This is a genomic window from Streptomyces sp. BE20 (assembly GCF_036322525.1).
GTDB lineage: Bacteria > Actinomycetota > Actinomycetes > Streptomycetales > Streptomycetaceae > Kitasatospora.
Map to the genome: position 1 here is coordinate 1 of NZ_JAQYWW010000583.1, position 16,089 is coordinate 16,089.

The 16,089-nt window shown below is 74.2% G+C and carries 15 protein-coding genes; 3 read left to right on the top strand and 12 right to left on the bottom strand.

Translation table 11 applies throughout. The annotated features are described in order from the left end of the window. From PUR61_RS45275 to PUR61_RS10385, 9 genes are all read right to left on the bottom strand, one after another. A partial coding sequence (locus tag PUR61_RS45275) for a carbamoyl phosphate synthase preATP-grasp domain-containing protein (protein ID WP_443035146.1) occupies positions 1 to 139 on the bottom strand: 139 nt, incomplete at its 3' end. Positions 140 to 151: 12 nt separating this feature from the next. Next, on the bottom strand, positions 152 to 379 hold the full coding sequence (locus tag PUR61_RS10350; protein ID WP_329878053.1) for a hypothetical protein: 228 nt from the start codon (positions 377 to 379) through the stop codon (positions 152 to 154). A 97-nt stretch (positions 380 to 476) separates the two neighbouring features. Beyond that, positions 477 to 2,297, bottom strand: coding sequence for a carbamoyltransferase family protein (locus PUR61_RS10355; protein ID WP_329878055.1), 1,821 nt, complete (start codon positions 2,295 to 2,297; stop codon positions 477 to 479). 11 nt (positions 2,298 to 2,308) lie between these two features. Beyond that, on the bottom strand, positions 2,309 to 4,654 hold the full coding sequence (locus tag PUR61_RS10360; RefSeq protein WP_329878057.1) for an iron-containing redox enzyme family protein: 2,346 nt from the start codon (positions 4,652 to 4,654) through the stop codon (positions 2,309 to 2,311). Positions 4,655 to 4,811: 157 nt separating this feature from the next. After that, positions 4,812 to 5,846, bottom strand: coding sequence for an SGNH/GDSL hydrolase family protein (locus tag PUR61_RS10365; RefSeq protein ID WP_329878059.1), 1,035 nt, complete (start codon positions 5,844 to 5,846; stop codon positions 4,812 to 4,814). A gap of 197 nt (positions 5,847 to 6,043) precedes the next feature. Then, positions 6,044 to 7,297: a sensor histidine kinase gene (locus tag PUR61_RS10370; RefSeq protein ID WP_329878061.1), complete on the bottom strand. Its 1,254-nt coding sequence runs from the start codon at positions 7,295 to 7,297 to the stop codon at positions 6,044 to 6,046. Between the two features lie 301 nt (positions 7,298 to 7,598). After that, on the bottom strand, positions 7,599 to 8,249 hold the full coding sequence (locus PUR61_RS10375; RefSeq protein ID WP_329878063.1) for a hypothetical protein: 651 nt from the start codon (positions 8,247 to 8,249) through the stop codon (positions 7,599 to 7,601). 53 nt (positions 8,250 to 8,302) lie between these two features. Beyond that, positions 8,303 to 8,599 carry a hypothetical protein gene (locus PUR61_RS10380; protein ID WP_329878065.1) on the bottom strand — a complete coding sequence of 99 codons (297 nt, stop codon included), beginning with the start codon at positions 8,597 to 8,599 and terminating at the stop codon, positions 8,303 to 8,305. A gap of 379 nt (positions 8,600 to 8,978) precedes the next feature. Continuing rightward, complete coding sequence (locus PUR61_RS10385) at positions 8,979 to 10,085, bottom strand: GlxA family transcriptional regulator (RefSeq protein WP_329878067.1); 1,107 nt, start codon at positions 10,083 to 10,085, stop codon at positions 8,979 to 8,981. A gap of 156 nt (positions 10,086 to 10,241) precedes the next feature. On the opposite strand from PUR61_RS10385, the gene PUR61_RS10390 reads away from it, so the two are divergent. Both PUR61_RS10390 and PUR61_RS10395 read left to right on the top strand, forming a co-directional pair. Continuing rightward, positions 10,242 to 11,069, top strand: a complete 828-nt coding sequence (locus tag PUR61_RS10390; RefSeq protein WP_443034546.1) for a S1 family peptidase — start codon at positions 10,242 to 10,244, stop codon at positions 11,067 to 11,069. A gap of 146 nt (positions 11,070 to 11,215) precedes the next feature. Further along, positions 11,216 to 12,193, top strand: coding sequence for a GlxA family transcriptional regulator (locus PUR61_RS10395; RefSeq protein WP_329878069.1), 978 nt, complete (start codon positions 11,216 to 11,218; stop codon positions 12,191 to 12,193). Positions 12,194 to 12,398: 205 nt separating this feature from the next. Here PUR61_RS10395 and PUR61_RS10400 read toward each other — a convergent pair whose 3' ends face one another. Further along, on the bottom strand, positions 12,399 to 13,628 hold the full coding sequence (locus PUR61_RS10400) for an LLM class flavin-dependent oxidoreductase (RefSeq protein WP_329878071.1): 1,230 nt from the start codon (positions 13,626 to 13,628) through the stop codon (positions 12,399 to 12,401). Beyond that, a complete protein-coding gene (locus PUR61_RS10405) occupies positions 13,625 to 15,022 on the bottom strand; it encodes an NtaA/DmoA family FMN-dependent monooxygenase (protein ID WP_329878073.1) in 1,398 nt (465 codons plus the stop codon). The genes PUR61_RS10400 and PUR61_RS10405 overlap by 4 nt, the downstream gene beginning before the upstream one ends. Positions 15,023 to 15,279: 257 nt before the next feature. Here PUR61_RS10405 and PUR61_RS10410 point away from each other — a divergent pair, with 257 nt between their 5' ends. Next, positions 15,280 to 15,717, top strand: a complete 438-nt coding sequence (locus PUR61_RS10410; protein WP_329878075.1) for a hypothetical protein — start codon at positions 15,280 to 15,282, stop codon at positions 15,715 to 15,717. Between the two features lie 174 nt (positions 15,718 to 15,891). Here PUR61_RS10410 and PUR61_RS10415 read toward each other — a convergent pair whose 3' ends face one another. Beyond that, on the bottom strand, positions 15,892 to 16,044 hold the full coding sequence (locus tag PUR61_RS10415; RefSeq protein WP_329878077.1) for a hypothetical protein: 153 nt from the start codon (positions 16,042 to 16,044) through the stop codon (positions 15,892 to 15,894). Positions 16,045 to 16,089: the final 45 nt, after the last annotated feature.

The window sequence follows — 16,089 nt, forward strand, 5'->3', positions numbered from 1 at the left end:
CCAGCACCACCCGCAGACCCTCGGCCCGCAACACCCGGCACGCCTGCGTACCCGAGTAGTCGAACTCCGCCGCCTGACCGATCACGATCGGGCCGGAACCGATCACCAGAACGGACTTGATGTCACTGCGCTTAGGCACGCCGGCCCTCCGTCACGAGGTGATCCAGTAGCTGGCGGCGGTCCGGTCCACGGCGCGGTCGAGCGGGTCGCGGACCAGCCGGGCGACCAGCCCCACCGGTGTGAACACCAGCAGGTAGACGAGCAGGAGCAGCAGCTGCAGGCCGGTCCGGCGCGCGGCGTCCAGGCGTTCGCCGTCGGTGCGTGCGGTCCTGCGGGGTTCGGTGCCGTGAGGTTCGGTGCTGCGACGTGCGGTGCCCATCGGGGTCGTCCTTCCGGAGTCCGGGAGTCGGGTGGTGCGGAGGCGGGTGGTCGGGGGCCGGGCGGGTGGTCGGGGGCCGGACGGCGGGGGCGGGTGGTCAGTCGAGCGGGATCTCGTCGCGCCAGTCGCCCTCCTCGGTCCAGGCCGGCTGGTCGGCCTTGGCGAGCAGGAAGCCGCCGATCGCCAGGGTGTCGATGTCGGTGCGCATGAAGCAGCGGTAGGCGTCCTCGGGGGTGGCCACGATGGGCTCGCCGCGCACGTTGAAGGAGGTGTTGACCAGGACGGGGCAGCCGGTCCGCTCCTTGAAGTCGCCGAGCAGCCGGTGCAGCCGGGGGTCGGCCTGCGCGGTCACCGTCTGGATCCGCGCGGAGTGGTCGACGTGGGTGACGGCGGGGATGGTGGAGCGGGCGGCCCTCAGCCGGTCCAGGCCCCGGGCGTCCCCGTCCGACTCCAGCCGCTGCTGTTCGGCCACCTGGGCGACCACCAGCATGTACGGGCTGGGCTGGGAGAGCTTGAAGTACTCCTCCGCGTCCTCGGCCAGGACGATCGGCGCGAACGGACGGAACGACTCCCGGAACTTGATCTTCTGGTTCATCACCGACTGCATCGCCGGGTTCCGGGGGTCGCCCAGGATCGAACGCCCGCCGAGTGCCCGGGGGCCGAACTCCATCCGGCCCTGGAACCAGCCCACCACCTTGCCGTCGGCGAGCTGGTCCGCGACCCGCCGGGACAGCTCCTCGGAGCTCAGCCGGGTGTAGGGGATGGCGTGGGCGTCGAAGTACGCCCCGATCCGCCGGTCGTCGAAGCCCGGGCCGAGCCGGGAGGAGCGCATCGCGTCCCGGCCCTGCCGCGGGTGGCGGCGCGGGGCGCGCTGGGCCAGCAGGGCGGCCCCGAGGGCACCGCCGGCGTCCCCGGCGGCGGGCTGGATCCAGACCTCGTCGAAGATCCCCTCCTCGACGATCCGGCCGTTCGCCACGCAGTTGAGCGCGACGCCCCCGGCCAGGCAGAGCCGGCGCTCGCCGGTCCGCTCGCGGGCGGTGCGGGCCAGCCGGACCATCACCTCCTCGGTCACCTGCTGGACGGACGCGGCGAGGTCGAACTCCCGCTCGGTGAGCGCGGCTTCGGGCTCCCGGCGAGGACCGCCGAACAGCTCCTCGAACCGGCGCCCGGTCATCACGTGGCCGTGCAGGAACTCGAACCAGTCGGTGTCGAGGTGGAACGAACCGTCCGGCTTCAGGTCGATCAGCCGCTCCCGGATCAGCCGTGCGTAGACCGGTTTCCCGTACGGGGCGAGGCCCATCAGCTTGTACTCGCCGGAGTCCACCTTGAAGCCGCAGAAGTAGGTGAAGGCCGAGTACAGCAGACCGAGCGAGTGCGGGAACCGCAGCTCGGCGAGCGGTCGCAGGCCGTCCCCGGTGCCGTGCCAGAGCGAGGTGGTGGCCCACTCGCCGACGCCGTCGACGCAGAGCACCGCGGCGGACTCGTACGGGCTCGGGAGGAAGGCGGAGGCGGCGTGCGACTCGTGGTGCCCGAACCGCCGGACCGGCGGGACGTCGCCCAGCCCCAGCCCGCGCAGTTCCTTGCGCACGGTGTCCAGGGTTCGGGCCTTCCACCCGAGCCAGGCGGGCATGACCTCCCGGAAGGAGCTCCAGGTGTGCGGCGCGGTCGCCGCGTACGTGGCGAGCACCCGGCGGAACTTGCGGGCCGGGTCCTCGTAGTAGGCGATCGCGTCGACGTCGTCCAGCTTCATCCCGGCCTCGTCGAGGCAGTACCGGACGGCCTGCGCGGGGAAGGCCGGGTCCTGCCGCCGCCGGCTGAACCGCTCCTCCTGGGCGGCGGCCGCGATGCCGTCCGCGCCGACCAGCGCGGCGGCGCTGTCGTGGTAGTAGGCCGCGATGCCAAGCACTGTGGTGGCCACCGGTCAGCTCCTCAATTCCTCTTCTTCAACGTGACGTTCAGTGCCGCGTACAGGTCGGGCACGGTGCCCTCCGGGGGGTTGAGGGACCGGTACCCGGCCCGGACGCGCTCCCAGACGGTGCTCTCCTGCTGCGGGCCGACCACACCGGGGAGGTCGGCCATGTAACTGTCGATCGCGTCCGCGGCCCAGGCGGAGTGGCCGGTGGCGACGTTGTCGATGGTGTTGTGCAGGTCCACGAACTGGGTGCTGAAACCGTGGTGCCGCAGGGCCGCCCGCGCGCTCCGGTAGCTGCCGCCGACACCGGAGAGCTCCATGGCGAGGTTGAGGCCGAGGATCTCCGGCTGGAAGCGCTGGGGGAAGCGGGAGACGCTCAGCCAGTAGACGGGCAGGGCGAAGGAGTCGTCCCGGAGCCCGGGCCACCCGGCGAACCCGGCGGAGTCGGTGGGCGGCAGTTCGACGCCCATCGTGGCGAGCAGGTCCCGGTAGATCTTCGGGTGGTTCAACTCCCTTTCGCCGTTCCCGAGTTCGTCCCAGTATGTGCGAAAGAGGAACTGGCCGCAGCGGGAGGAGGCCAGCCGGTAGTCGGTGAACCCCTGCAACCAGCCGCCGTCGATCATGATCAGTGGTGCCAACTGGAGTGTGGAGTCGATGAGTTCGTCCCGGCTCGGGATCGGGACGCGGTTCTCGGCGAACTCCGTGCCGTGCCGGTCGTGCGCCTGGTCCAGCCACTCCCGCAGGCCGTTCTCGCCCGCCCAGGCGGCCGGCAGCTGCTGAGGGGCGCGGTCGAGGCCGTAGCGGGCCCGGGCCAGCCAGCGGCGGGCGTAGTCGTACGCGTACCGCCGCAGGCCGGGGGTGTCCTTGCGGGCGAGCAGCGCGCGGTACGCCGCCCGGACGTCGAGCCGGGGGAGCGGGGCGCCGTCGGGGGCGGACGGCGCCGGGGCCGGACGCTCCTGGTGCAGGTACCAGGAACGCTGGGCCCGGTGCAGGGCCCGGCGGTCGTCCGGTCGGCCGGGGCCGTCGCCGGTCGTCGCCGCATCGCCCGCCGCAGCGCCCCCGGCCGCACCGCCGTCGACCGAACTGCTCGCCGCCCTAACGCCGTTCGCCCCGGGGGCGCCGTCGGTCGGCAGACCGGCGATCCAGCGGTGCAGGACGGCGATCTCGGCCGGTGTGAAGATTCGGAACATCGGACCCTTGGGACCGATCAGGCCGCGCAGCAGCGGGCTGGCGTCGGGCCTGCCCGGCCGGACCAGCGGGCTGGCCGCCAGCGCGTCGAGGAACGGGCCGGGCCCGCTGCCGACGTCCGCGAACCACGCGCCGAGCGGCCGGCCCGCGAGCTTGAACCGGGAGTGGTAGACGGCGGCCTGCCGGGCCCGGGTGCAGATCATCCGCCACACCTCGTAGTCCGGGTGCCGGGAGATCAGCGCCTCGTCGAGCAACGCGTCGCACCAGCGCCGCAGTTCGCCGAGGGCCCAGTGGAAGCCTCGGCGCAGCCGCTCCGCACCGGCCGGCCCGTTCTCCGCCAGGTACTGGCGGGCGGCGGCGGCCGACAGGTCCAGCGCGGTGGCCGTCGGCTCGCCGCGCGCGGCGCCGAGGTCCAGGGCCAGGACGTCGTCCCGGTCCAGGACCTCCGGTCCGAGCCCCGCGAGCGGGGGCGGCAGGCCGACCGACCGCAGACAGAGGTCGGCACCCAGCAGTTCGGGCAGGAAGGCGCCGGGCTGCCGGCTCATGGCGAGCAGCAGCGCGGGCAGCCGGAAGCTGAAGCCCTCGACCCGCTCGTTGGCGGCGAGCCGGATCCGGGCGATCGGCTCCTCGATCCGGTGCCGGTGCAGGACGCGGCTGTAGTCGGAGCCCCGGTCCGCCTCCGGGTAGCCGACGCCGACGTCTGCGGCGTACAGGGTGAGCACCCGCAGGGCGAGCTCGGTCTCGGCGTTGCCCGAGCTGGACAGCCACTGGAGCCACGCACCGGCGGACAGGGCCAGTGGCGCGCAGTTCAGCAGGACGCACCGGACGGCCGCGCCGTTGTCCGGCCCGCCGGTCGGGCGGACGTCCGGCCCGTCGTGCGGGCGGACGTCAGGTCCGGCCAGGACCTTGCGGAACCGTTCGCCGACCTCGGCCGCCCAGGTACGGGCGAGCCCGGTCAGCTCCTCGAAGTCCCCTTGCTCGTCGGTGGGTTGATCGCCGGCGGGTTGTTCGCGGGCAGGTTGTCCGGTGCGCCGGCCCTCCGGGCCGGCGGCGGCGAGCGCCGCCCGCACCGGTTCCAGGTCCGCCGGCCGGAGCGGCAGGTCCCCCTCGGGGTCGAGCGCGCGCAGGTACAGGATGCGGTGGTCGGGCTCGGACTGGACGGCTGTGTTCCTCATGGCGTACCGCGCACCTCCGTTCGGGCGTGGGGATCAGAACATCGGGTAGATGGAGCTGTCGTTGCGGCGCTTGCGACGGCGGCGGCGGAACAGCGCGACGATCTTCCGGAACATCGGTCGGCTCCCTACTGCTGAGGTGGTCGGCGGGTGGTGCGGGTCAGAGGTCGAGCGCGGTGCGCATGAGCTCGGCGGTCACCTGGTGGCCCCGGTCGGTGAGGTGGACCTGGTCGACGAAGAGCCACTCTCCGGCGGCCGGTGACGCCGCGATCGCCGCGTTGGCGTCGAGGAACGGAACCCCGAGTTCCTTGGATACGGCCGCCAGGCGCTCGGCGTACGCGCGGTGCACGGCCGGGTCGAGGACCGGGGCGAAGAGGTTCCACATGCCCGCGCGCTCGTTGCCCGCTTCCGCGATGAGTGCCCGCTCCTCGGCCGTGAACGGCTTGCGGGTCCAGGCGGCGGTGGGCTGCAGCACGTAGTGGAGCCGCGCTCCGAGCGGGGTCACCAGGTCGGCGAGCGCCCGCAGGTCGCGGGCCACGTGCCGGACGGCGGTGTCGATCCGCTCGGCGGGGTCGGGCACGGCGGTCCCGCCGTCCGCAGGCTCGTCCTGCCGGCCGAGCCGTTTGGCGACCCGGCCGAGTCGGCCCCGGGCCCACCCCGGCTGGCCCAGCCGCTGCCCGAGGTCGGGCGTGCCGAGCTGGCCGAAGAAGTCGCCCGAGAAGAAGAACTGCGGGTAGTCGTCGTCGGCCTGCGGCAGACCGGCCACCACGAGGTTGTTGAGCCCCGAGAAGACCAGGACGTCGCGCACCGCCGGCAGCCGGTGCCGGTGCAGCAGGAAGAGGAGGACCTCCTGCGTGGAGTTGAAGGCCGGCGCCGCCAGGTTGAGCCAGGGCCGGGCGCGCGGGCCCCGGGCGAGCAGCGAGGGGATCGTCCAGGCGTCCCCGCCGGCCCCGAAACCGAACGCGGGGGAGGCGCCCAGGACGACCCCGACCGGTTCCTCGGGAACCGTCCCGTGCAGGGAGACCGGCCCGGCGGTCCCGTGGGAGACGCGGAACCCTCCGGCGTCGGTGTTCACCGTCGAGGAGCGGTAGCCCGTCCGGTTGAAGAACGTCACGTGCGGCAGCCAGCGCATCTCGCCGGTCGCGAAGTCCTCGTACTGCCTGATCTGCGGCGTCAGCCGGTGCTGCGCTTCCACTGCGGCGCCTCCGATGTACCGGTGGGTCTCTTCGACCACCGAGTCTTCGAGGCGTGCCTCGAATGCCGCTCGAACCCCGTCGGAGCCGTGCGCCGGAGCCGTGCGCCGGGGCCCTGCGCCGGGGCCCTCTGCCGGGCCCGGCCCGGAGCCAGCCCGCCCCGGGCGCAGGGCGGTCCGGGGCGGGCGTCGGTCCAGGGTCAGGCGGCGGCCTGACAGGGGTCCTCGGCCGAGCCGGCCGAGCCGGCGGACCCGGTCGAACCGTCGGCCCCGGTGCCGGCCGTCCCCGGGTGCACCGGGCACTCGGCGTACAGCCAGAACCAGTCGCCGCAGCTGGTCGTGGTGACGGTCCCGCCGCTCAGCGCGAGCCGTGCGTGGAGGTTGTTCAGCCCGATGCCGCGCCGCACGGAGGCGGTCTCCGGTGAGGCCCGGACCCCGTTGTTGGCCACCGACAGATGGACCCGGCCGGCCCGCTCCGCGATGATGACCGTGCACCGGGTGGCGTCGCTGTGGCGGAGCAGGTTGGTGACGGCCTCCCGCATCACGATCGACAGGTTGGTGCCCACCTGTTCGTCGAGCCGTTGTGGCGGCTGCCCGTCGATTCTGAGGCTGACCCCGGCGGTCTCCAGGGTCCCGCGCACCACTCTCAGCTCCCGGGCCAACGACATGGCCTGCGGCCCGGTGGCCACCGCACGTACGTCGGCCAGTGCCTGACGCGCAATCAGAAGGGTTTCCCGGAGCTCGGCCTGGGCCCGGCCGTCGTCGGTGCCGACCAGGCGCTGGATCAGCTCGATCTTCAGGGTGATCGCCGAGAGGCTGTACCCGAGGAGGTCGTGCAGGTCCCGGGAGAACCGCAGCCGCTCGCTGGAGACGGCGATCCAGGCCGCCCGCTGCCGGGCCTCGTGCTGGCGGTGCACGAGATCGCACAGCGCGCTCAGGCCGTAGGTGAGCAACCCGACTGCCAGCGAGGACAGTTCGAGGTACATCGGCGCGAGCCCGTCGTGCTGGCGCGTGGAGAGCGCCAGCAGGGCGACGTTCACGAGCGCGTACAGGGCCCAGGCCAGCGGTCTGCCGCGCAGCGCGATGAGGATCGCGCCGCCGAGGAAACCGCTCAGGCTGCCCGAGAGGACATCGGTGAGCGGCAGGGTCAGGAAGGTCAGCACGGCCTGGAGGCTGAGCAGCCAGGCGGTGTGCTTGCGCGGCGCTCGGAGCGCCCGGGGGTGGCAGTTGTAGAGCTGGAGGAGGAAGCAGCAGGTCACGATCAGCAGGGCGCTCACCAGCCCTGGTCTGTCGTGGGTGCGCTTCGCGAGATTGACGGCTCCGATGATGCTGAGCCCGAAGGTGACCGCTCCTACGAGTGCGTAGGCGAACCGTGGCGGCATGGTCTCGCCGTGGGGTTCTTCGGTGACCGGTGCGGAGACAAAACGGTGGGGACTCTTTGTGGGGATGTTCATGCCCTCGCCCTTGATCGGTGTACGGCGAGTTCATACACGGGGTGCCTGGGTGTCATGCACAGGGCGGCCAAGTTGGCCGAAACGCTGACGGGTTCGGCGGACCGGTCGACACCCCGGTCCGCCGAACCCGCGGCACCGCGCCCGACACGGGTCACGTCCGCCCCAGGTCGATGCCGGGAGACCGGCTCCTCCCGAAGGGGGGCAGGTCGCCCATGAGCTCGGTCGGCACCCGGACTTCGGCCGCCCACAACAGGCCGAAGAGCACCGCACAGGCGAGCGCCGCGTCCTTGCGGGGGCGGGCTCAGAACTCGCCCGGCAGGCACTCCTCGTGCAGTTCCCCGCCGAAGGCGTGGCGGGCGTGCTCGCGCATCCGCGGGCCGTAGGTGCGGTCGTCCGCCAGGTCGGAGTAGCCCTCGCCCCGGAGGGTGATCAGCCCGGCGGTGTCGGCCAGGTAGACGTCCAGCCCCGGGTACATCAGCATGATGCACGGGATGTCGTCGACGTCGAGGGCGAACACCGGGTACTCGCCGTGCGCGTCGGGCTCGCCGGTCGCCAGGACACGGCGGGAGTCGGAGCCGCCGGGCAGCAGGAAGCATTCGTCGAAGCGGTCCGACAGCGGGGCGAAGCAGGAGCCCCAGGGCTCGCCGAACTCCTCGTCGGCGAGTTTCCCCATCGGGCGCGGAGCGAAGTCGCCCTCCGGTCCGAACCAGTCGAACCGGCGTAGCAGGCTCGTGTCGTAGGCCAGCCAGCGCCGCAGGCTGGGCGGGAGCGGGCGCCCGCTGGGGAAGGTGATCCCGGCCAGGACGTCGGCCGGCAGCGGCTCCGGAGCGCCGGTGAGCCAGGGGCCGACCCAGGGGCTGTAGCCGAGGACGAGCCGGTGCGGATCGGCCTCGACGGAGGCGACGACGCGGTCGGTCAGTGCGGTGCCGTGGTCGGCGGTCGGGGAGGTCATCGGTCTCGGCGTCCTGTCCGTGGGTGGCCGGGTGCTGCTCGGTCGCGCCGAATCTACGACCGGCCTCTGACAGTTCGGCGGTCGGGGACGGGCGGCCGGACGCCGGTGCGGGGTCGGACGGAGTCGGCGTAGCGGTGGCCGGCGAAGGCCCGGACCGCGTCGGGGACGGCCGCGCCCCGGTCCGGCAGCCGGTCCGGGCGCAGCAGCGCGTACACCTGGTGGCCCGCCCGGAGATGGGTCCGCCGGATCCCGGGTTCGGCGCCCGGCACCGCGTACACGGTGAGCCACGGGCGCCGCGTACGGCCCGGCAGCGGACCGCAGGTTTCGGCGGAGAGCTGTTCCCGGCGCACGAACACCTCCTGACCCCCCGCCTCCCGCACCGCGGGCCGGCCGGGCCCACCCGGAGCCGCAGCGGACGCCGCCGACGCCGGAAGGAGCGCACCGACATCCAGCACCCGAGGACCGCGAGGAGCGGCCGGACGTCGACCAGCTGGTCCGGCCGGGTCACCCCGTCGCGCCTCAGGTGCGCGACCGTGAACACCAGGACGACGGCGGTGACGGCCGGCGTCAGGAGGAGCCGGAGTCCGGCGCCCCGGCCGGCGGTGAACGTGCGCTCCGGCCCGCCGCGGCGGGGGTCCACCGCGTCCGCCGGACCGCCCGGGAGGATCCCGGGAGGGGCGCCCTCCAGGGCGCGGCAGTACGGAAACCCGGCCCGTCGCGCCCGGGCACTCAGGGGCGGTGCGGCACGCGTTCCCCGGGGGCGTCGGGCCCGACGCCCCCGGCCGCCCCCTCCTGCGACCACGTCAGGGTGGCGACGACGGAGCGGAACGCGGTGCGGTAGACGCTCGGGCTGCTGCCCGTGTACCGCTGGAAGTGGTGGCGGAGGTTGGCGGGCGTCCCCAGCCCCGTACGGGCGGCGATCCGGGCCACCGGCTCGTCCCCGCGCTCCAGGAGGCGCTGCGCCCGCTGGATGCGGGCGCGCAGGAGGTACTGGAGCGGCGGCAGGCCGGTCTCCGCCCGGAACCGGCGGGTCAGACCGCGGACGGTGAGCCCGGCGTGCCGGGCGATGTCGTCCAGGGTGAGCGGGCGGTCGAGGTGGGCCTCCATCCACCGAAGGGTCGGCCCGAGACCGGACCCGGCCGGTCCGGGCGTCCCCGGTACCCTGCGTGCGGTCACCCGGTCCGGGCCGTCCGCGCCGTCCGCGCCCGCCGGCCCGGTGACCGCGCCGCCGCCCGGCGGCCCGGCCGGGCCGTGCAGCTCCAGGAACACCTGCCGCTCCGTCTCGACGGCGACGGGCACACCGTGGTCGAGGGTGATCAGACGCAGGCAGAGGTCGAGGCCGCCGAGCACCCCGGCCGCGCTGTAGAACGGGTCGGCCTCCACCACCGCCCCCTGCGGGTCGACCTCGACCCGGGGGTGGCGCGCCGCGAGTTCCGCCGCGTGCCGCCGCCCGGTGGAGGCCCGGCGGCCGTCCAGCAGCCCGGACGCGGCGAGGGTGAACGTTCCTGTGCCGACCGACCCGATCCGGCAGCCCCGGGCGGCCGCGGCCCGCAACGCCTCGGCCACCCCGCACGGCGGCTCGTCCAGGTAGCCGTCGTGCCCGGGCACCAGCACGGTGTCGCAGGCCCCCAGCTCCGCCAGACCCTCCGGACCCCACGGGGTGTCCAGCCCGAACGGGGCCGCGCCGCCGGTGCCGCGGAACCCCGGCGCCGCGCAGTACCGCACCTCGTAGTCCACCTGCGGGTGGCAGCGGGCGGCCGTGCCGAAACAGATCCCCGGTGCGGTGAGCTGGTGGCCCGGCACACCGTCGAGCGCGAGGACGGCGATCACTGGCATGTCCAGAATTTAGCCCAGGGTGACACCGGTGCTGCTGTCGGCCCCCGGCGCCGGTGCGAAGGATGGAGCATACGGCGCCGCAGGCCAGTGGCCTTCCGGCAGCCGGTTCCGACCATCCCGCGGCGCGCGTCGGCGCGCCTGACGAACGGATCTCCTGTGTCCAAGCCGAGTACCCGCCTGCGCCGTGCGGCGCGCACCGTCGCCGTCGCGCTGGCCGTGGCGGCCAGCGCCGCGACCATGACCGGCCCGGCCGAAGCCGTCGTCAACGGGCAGAACGCCGAAGGGCGTTACCCGTTCATGGCGTCGATCCCGATCACCGTCCCCGACCTGAGGTTCGACGACGGCGTCTGCGGTGCGACCCTGATCCACCCCCGCTGGGTGCTGACGGCCGCCCACTGCGTCGACACCCGGCTCGTGAAGCCCGACGGCATCGTGCGCATCGCCTCCGACCGCCGCACCTCCGGCGGCACGGTGCGCGGCATCGAGCGGGCCGTGACCCACCCCGGCTACGCGCTGGGCGTCGACGGCGCACCGAACGAGAACGACCTCGCGCTCGTCCGGCTCGACCGGCCCGCCCCGCAGACACCGATCCGGCTGGCCGACCGGCCGGCCCCGCCCGGAACGCCCACCCGGATCCTCGGCTTCGGCACCGTCGTCGACACCACGGACATCACCCAGGCCGCGTTCGCGAACCGGCTCCAGCAGCTCGACACCCGCCGGGGCGCCGTCGACGAGTGCTCGCCCGGCCGGGCGGGGCTGACCCGCCTGTGCACCGTCAGTCGGGTGCCGGGGGCGATGGCCTGCATCGGGGACTCCGGCGGCCCGCAGATCCAGCGCGGCCGGGGCGGACGCTGGGAGCTGGTCGGCGCCACGTCCGGGGACGGCGACACCGACCCCACCTGCTCGACCGGCCCCGGGCTCTACAGCAGCGTGCCGGCCTACGCGGGCTGGATCCGGTCGACCATCCGCACCTACGAGGGCTGACCCGCCGCCCGCCCCACCCCGCCGCCCGCTCCTGCTCGCCGCCCGCCCGGTGCCACGGATCCCGGTCCGGGGCACCGGGCGGTTCCCCGCCCCTGCCTCCCACCCTTCTCGTCCGTGTCCGAACCCTCCCGGAATATCCTCCTCCCATGCCAGTGATCGCCGTCCTCGTCCCCGACCGCCTGCCCGGGCACCACCTCACCACCCCCGGCCTGGTGTTCGGCACCGCGGCCCGCGACCACCCCGGTGTCGCCTACGACGTCCGGCTGTGCGCCGCGGGCGGCGGCCCCGGGCCGGGCAGGATCGGGCTGCCCGCGCCCACCGCGATCACCCTTCCGTGGGGCCTGGCGGGCGCGGCCGACGCGGACGTCGTCCTGCTGCCCTCGCGCGAAGCCCTGCCCGTCCACCAGGGCCTCCCTGCAACCGAGTCGGCCGAGGTCCTGCACGCCGCCGCCGCGCGCGGCGCCCGGATCGCCGCGGTCGGCACGGGGGTGTTCGACCTCGCGGCCACCGGCCTCCTCGACGGCCGCCGGGCCACGACCGGCTGGCGCCACCAGGAAGAACTGGCCCGGCGTCACCCCCGCGTCGAGGTCGACCCCGCCGGGACGCTCGTCGGCGACGGCCCGTTCCTCACCTCGGCCGGGATCTTCGGCGGGCTGGACGTCTGCCTGCGCGTGCTGGCGCAGGACCACGGCGAACAGGTCGCCGGCGACACCTGCCGGGAACTGCTCAGCCCGCTCGTGGTCCACGCGGAACGCGTGCGCGAGGGCATCGACCGCGGACTCGCGGACAGCAGCGGCCTCGACGACACCCTGGCCTGGCTGGACAGCAGGATCCACCTGCCGCTCACCCCGGCCGACATCGCCGCGCACGCCGGTATCAGCGTCAGCAGCCTCAACCGCCGCTTCCGCGCGCGCACCGGCCTCAGCGCCCAGCGCTACCTGCTGCGCCTGCGCCTGCAGCGGGCCCGTGAACTGCTGGAGGGCACCGACGACCCGGTGGAGTCGGTCGCGGCCCGCGCCGGCTTCACCTCCCCGGCCGGACTGCGGCACCACTTCGGGCAGCTCACCGGCACCACCCCCCGCGCCTACCGCGCGCGCCACCGCACCACGGCGCCCGGTCCCTGAAGGCGCCTGCGTGAGCGGCGGCGCGGGCGTGAGCTGCCGGACGTGCGGCCGGTGCGGATCCCCGGCCTCCCCGCCCCGGCCTCCCCGCCCCGGTCGGACTTCCCGGGCGTGCCGACCGAACAGGCCCTGCCGACCGCCGAGTTCACGCCCCGACCGGCAGGGGCTGCCGGGCCGTCCGGTCGGCCTGTCCGGACGCCCTGTCCGGTCAGCCCGCCCGGTCGGCCGTGTAGCGACTGGCGGGCCGGGGGAGGCCGAGGTGGCCGCGCAGGGTCCGTGCCGTGTACGCCGTCCGGAAGGCGCCGCGCCGCTGGAGCTCGGGGACGAGCCCGCGGGCGACCGCCACGAGGTCGTGCGGCAGCCGGCCGGGGCGCAGCCGGAACCCGTCGAGCCCGGCCGTCCGCCGGTCGAGGAGGAGGTCGGCGAGCTCCGCGGGCGTCCCGGTGAAGATCTCCGCGTCGGAGTGCAGCGGATCGCCGTTCAGCTCGTCGAGCCGGTCCCGTTGACGGGCGGCCTCGCCGGGCCGGTCGTCGAGGAACACCAGCAGGTCCGCGAAGACCTTGAGGGGCCGGTCGGGGGACCGGCCGACCGCTGCGCCGGCGGTGGCGACCTCGGCCAGGATCGCCGCGGTGCCGGCCGGGGAGTGCGGGGTGACGAAGACCAGGTCGGCGCCCTTGGCCGCGAGTTCGTACGGGATCCGGGCGTGCGCGAGGACGGCGACCGGCGGCTGTCCCTGCGGTGGGCGCGGGGTGATGGACGGGCCGCGGACGGCGAAGTGCTCGCCGTGGAAGTCGATCGGGTGGAGGCGGTCGCGGTCGAGGAACCGGCCGGTGGCGGTGGAGCGGATCTCCGCGTCGTCCTCCCAGCTGTCCCAGAGCCGTCGTACGACCTCCACCACGTCGGCGGCCTCGTCGAAGAGGGGCGCGAGACGCTTGGAGATCGCGTCGGAGTCCTGGACGTCGTCGTGGGTGAGTCGCGGTGTGGTGCGGCGCCCGAAGTGGGCGGCGTCGTCGGCGCGGGAGGAGAGCTGCGGGCGCCAGCCGGCCCGGCCCTGGCTGGTGAAGTCGAGGGTGGCGAGGGCGGTGGAGAGGTGGAACGGCTCGGTGTGGGTGACGTTGGTGGTCGGCACCAGTCCGATCCGCGAGCTGAGCGGTGCCACCCGGGAGGCGACGAGGACGGCGTCGAGGCGGCCGCGGACCTGGTCGGTGCGGTCGTCCGGGGTGGTGGGGTCGGCGGACTGGAGCGCGAGGGTGTCCTCGAAGGTCACCAGGTCGAGCAGGCCGCGTTCGGCCTCCGCGACGAGGTCGGCCCAGTACCCGGCCGTGAACAGCTCGCCGGGGCGGGCGTCCTCGGCGCGCCAGGCGGCGGGGTGCCAGCCGGCGCCGTCGAGCGCGACGGCGAGGTGCAGCGGCGGCCGGTGCGACTCGGTGGGGCTCATGCGGTGGCCTCCTGCGCCGTTCGGCGGGCCTCCGGCAGCCCGAGGTGTTCGCGGAGCGTGCTGCCGGTGTAGTCGGTGCGGTACACGCCCTTCTCCTGGAGCAGCGGTACGACCCGGTCGACGAACTCGTCGAGCCCGCCCGGGGTGAGGTGCGGGGTGATGACGAAGCCGTCCGAACCGTCGCTCTGCACGAACGCGTCCATGGCGTCGGCGACTTCGTGCGGCGTGCCGATGAACGTCTGCCGGCCGGTGACCTCGGTGACGAGCTCCCGGATGCTCAGGTTTCGTTCCCGGGCCAGCGTGCGCCACTGGCGGGCGGTCGCGGCCCGGTCGATCCGGAACAGGGCGTGGCCCTTGAACAGCAGGCTGTCGGGGTCGGGGTCGACGTCCGGGAGCGGGCCGTCCGGGTCGTAGCCGGAGAGGTCTCGGCCCCAGACGCCTTCCAGGTGGGCGATCGCCGTCCCGGGGCCGATCTGGGCCCGGCGGATCTCGGTGGCCCGCTCCCGGGCCTCCTCGGCGGTGTCGCCGAGGACGTACGAGACGGCGGGCAGGATCTTCAGCTGCTCCGGTGCGCGGCCGTGGCCCGCCAGTCGGCCCTTGACGTCGCGGTAGAACTCCTGGGCCTCGGCGAGTCCGGCGTACCGGCTGAAGACCACGTCGGCTGCGGCGGCGGCGAACTCCCTTCCCTGGGGGGACTCGCCGGCCTGGATGACCACGGGGTGGCCCTGGGGCGGGCGGGGCGTGTTGAACCGCCCGGTGATGTCGAAGTGCGTGCCCCGGTGGGTGAAGGACCCGGCGCCGGGGCGGACGAACCGGCCTCCGGCCGCGTCCGCGAGGACGTCGCCGTCGGCCCAGCTGTCCCACAACTCCCGTGCGGACTGGAGGAATTCGGCGGCCCTGGTGTATCGGTCGGCTTCCGGGAGGAAGCCCCCGCGGCGGAAGTTCTCCCCGGTGAAGTCGTCCCGGCTGGTGACCACGTTCCAGGCGGCGCGGCCCTCGCTGAGGTGGTCCAGCGCGGCCAGCCGCCGTGCCACCTCGTACGGTTCGTTGAAGGTCGAGCTGACGGTGGCGGCCAGTCCGATCCTGGAGGTGACGGCCGCCAGCGCGCTGAGGACGGTCAGCGACTCCGGGCGGCCCGCGACGTCCAGTTCGTAGATCTCTCCCTTGTGCTCGCGCAGGCGCAGGCCCTCGGCGAGGAAGAAGAAGTCGAACTTGCCCCGCTCGGCCGTCCGCGCCACGTGGTGGAAGGTCTCGAAGTCGATCTGGCTGCCGGCGCGCGGGTCGGACCAGACGGTGGGGTTCCCGATCCCGGGAAGGAACACGGCGAGATGGATCTGTTTTCCTGACACGACGAACGACCGCCTCCCGTCAGCCCGTTGGCCGGGCCTGCCCATCCTGCGCACCGCCGGGAAGCAGGGGCAACCGTCGCAACCAACTGTTCACGGGCGGACATGGGGCGCCATGCGGGGACACCCGACCGGTGGGTTTCGGACAGGCAAAGGCTGAAATCAGAAAATGACTTCGAAATGAAGGCTGGAATCAAATATTCCGCTTGAATCCATGGCAGTATGTGAGGTGTGAAGCGTGAAATGTCACATGGCTTCCACCTGACTTCCACCTGACATTCCTACCTACGAACGGGAAGCACCCGATGAATCGGCTCCTCGCCATTCTTGCCGGCAGCACCCTCCTGACCGTCGCCGGCGCCGCCCAGGCCACCGCCCAGGCCGCCGACGAAGCCGCGTCCGCCGTCGTCACGAGGACCTGCGTCAGCAGCTACCGCGGCGTCGTGGTCAACGAGCTCTGCGCCGTCGTCTACGGCGACCAGGTCACGTTCACCGGAACGGCCACCCCGAGCAGCGTCGCGTGGTCGCCGCGGGCCGTCCCCTTCCGCTTCACCGCCTCGGTGGTCGGCGGTCTCCAGCTCGGCGCGCTGAAGCCGGCGCCGGTCGTCAGGCGCAGTGCGACCGAGGTGGGCACGATCTCCGGTGTCGTCCCCTGCGGCTCGACCGCCGAGGCCACGATCGAGGCCACCGAGTGGGGCTGGCCGCCGTCGATCGCCACCCTCGCGGTGCCGGCGAACTGCTGACCCCGCCCGGGTGGGAAGGGCCCTGCCCGGCCGGTCGGGCAGGGCCCTTCCGCGGCTCCGGTCCCGGTTGCCCGCCTCGCACGGCGCCTGCGGGGCGGGAGACCGCGTCGCAGGCTGCCGCGCGCGGTCACCGGCGCTCCGTCGGCGCTCCGTCGGCGACGAGGGGCACCCGGGTCAGGCGCGGCTCAGCCTGGCCAGCCGCACCAGGGCGAGCGGGTGGTTGGCGGCCTTGCGCGGGGAGGGCGAGATCCACACCGTGGCGCGGACCTGGTCCGAGGCGCACAGCGGCGCGGTGGGCGGGTTCAGCGAGCGGTGACGTGCACTCATGTCGTCGGAGCCTTCCTGGTGGGGGGCGCGGCGGTCCTTCTCTCC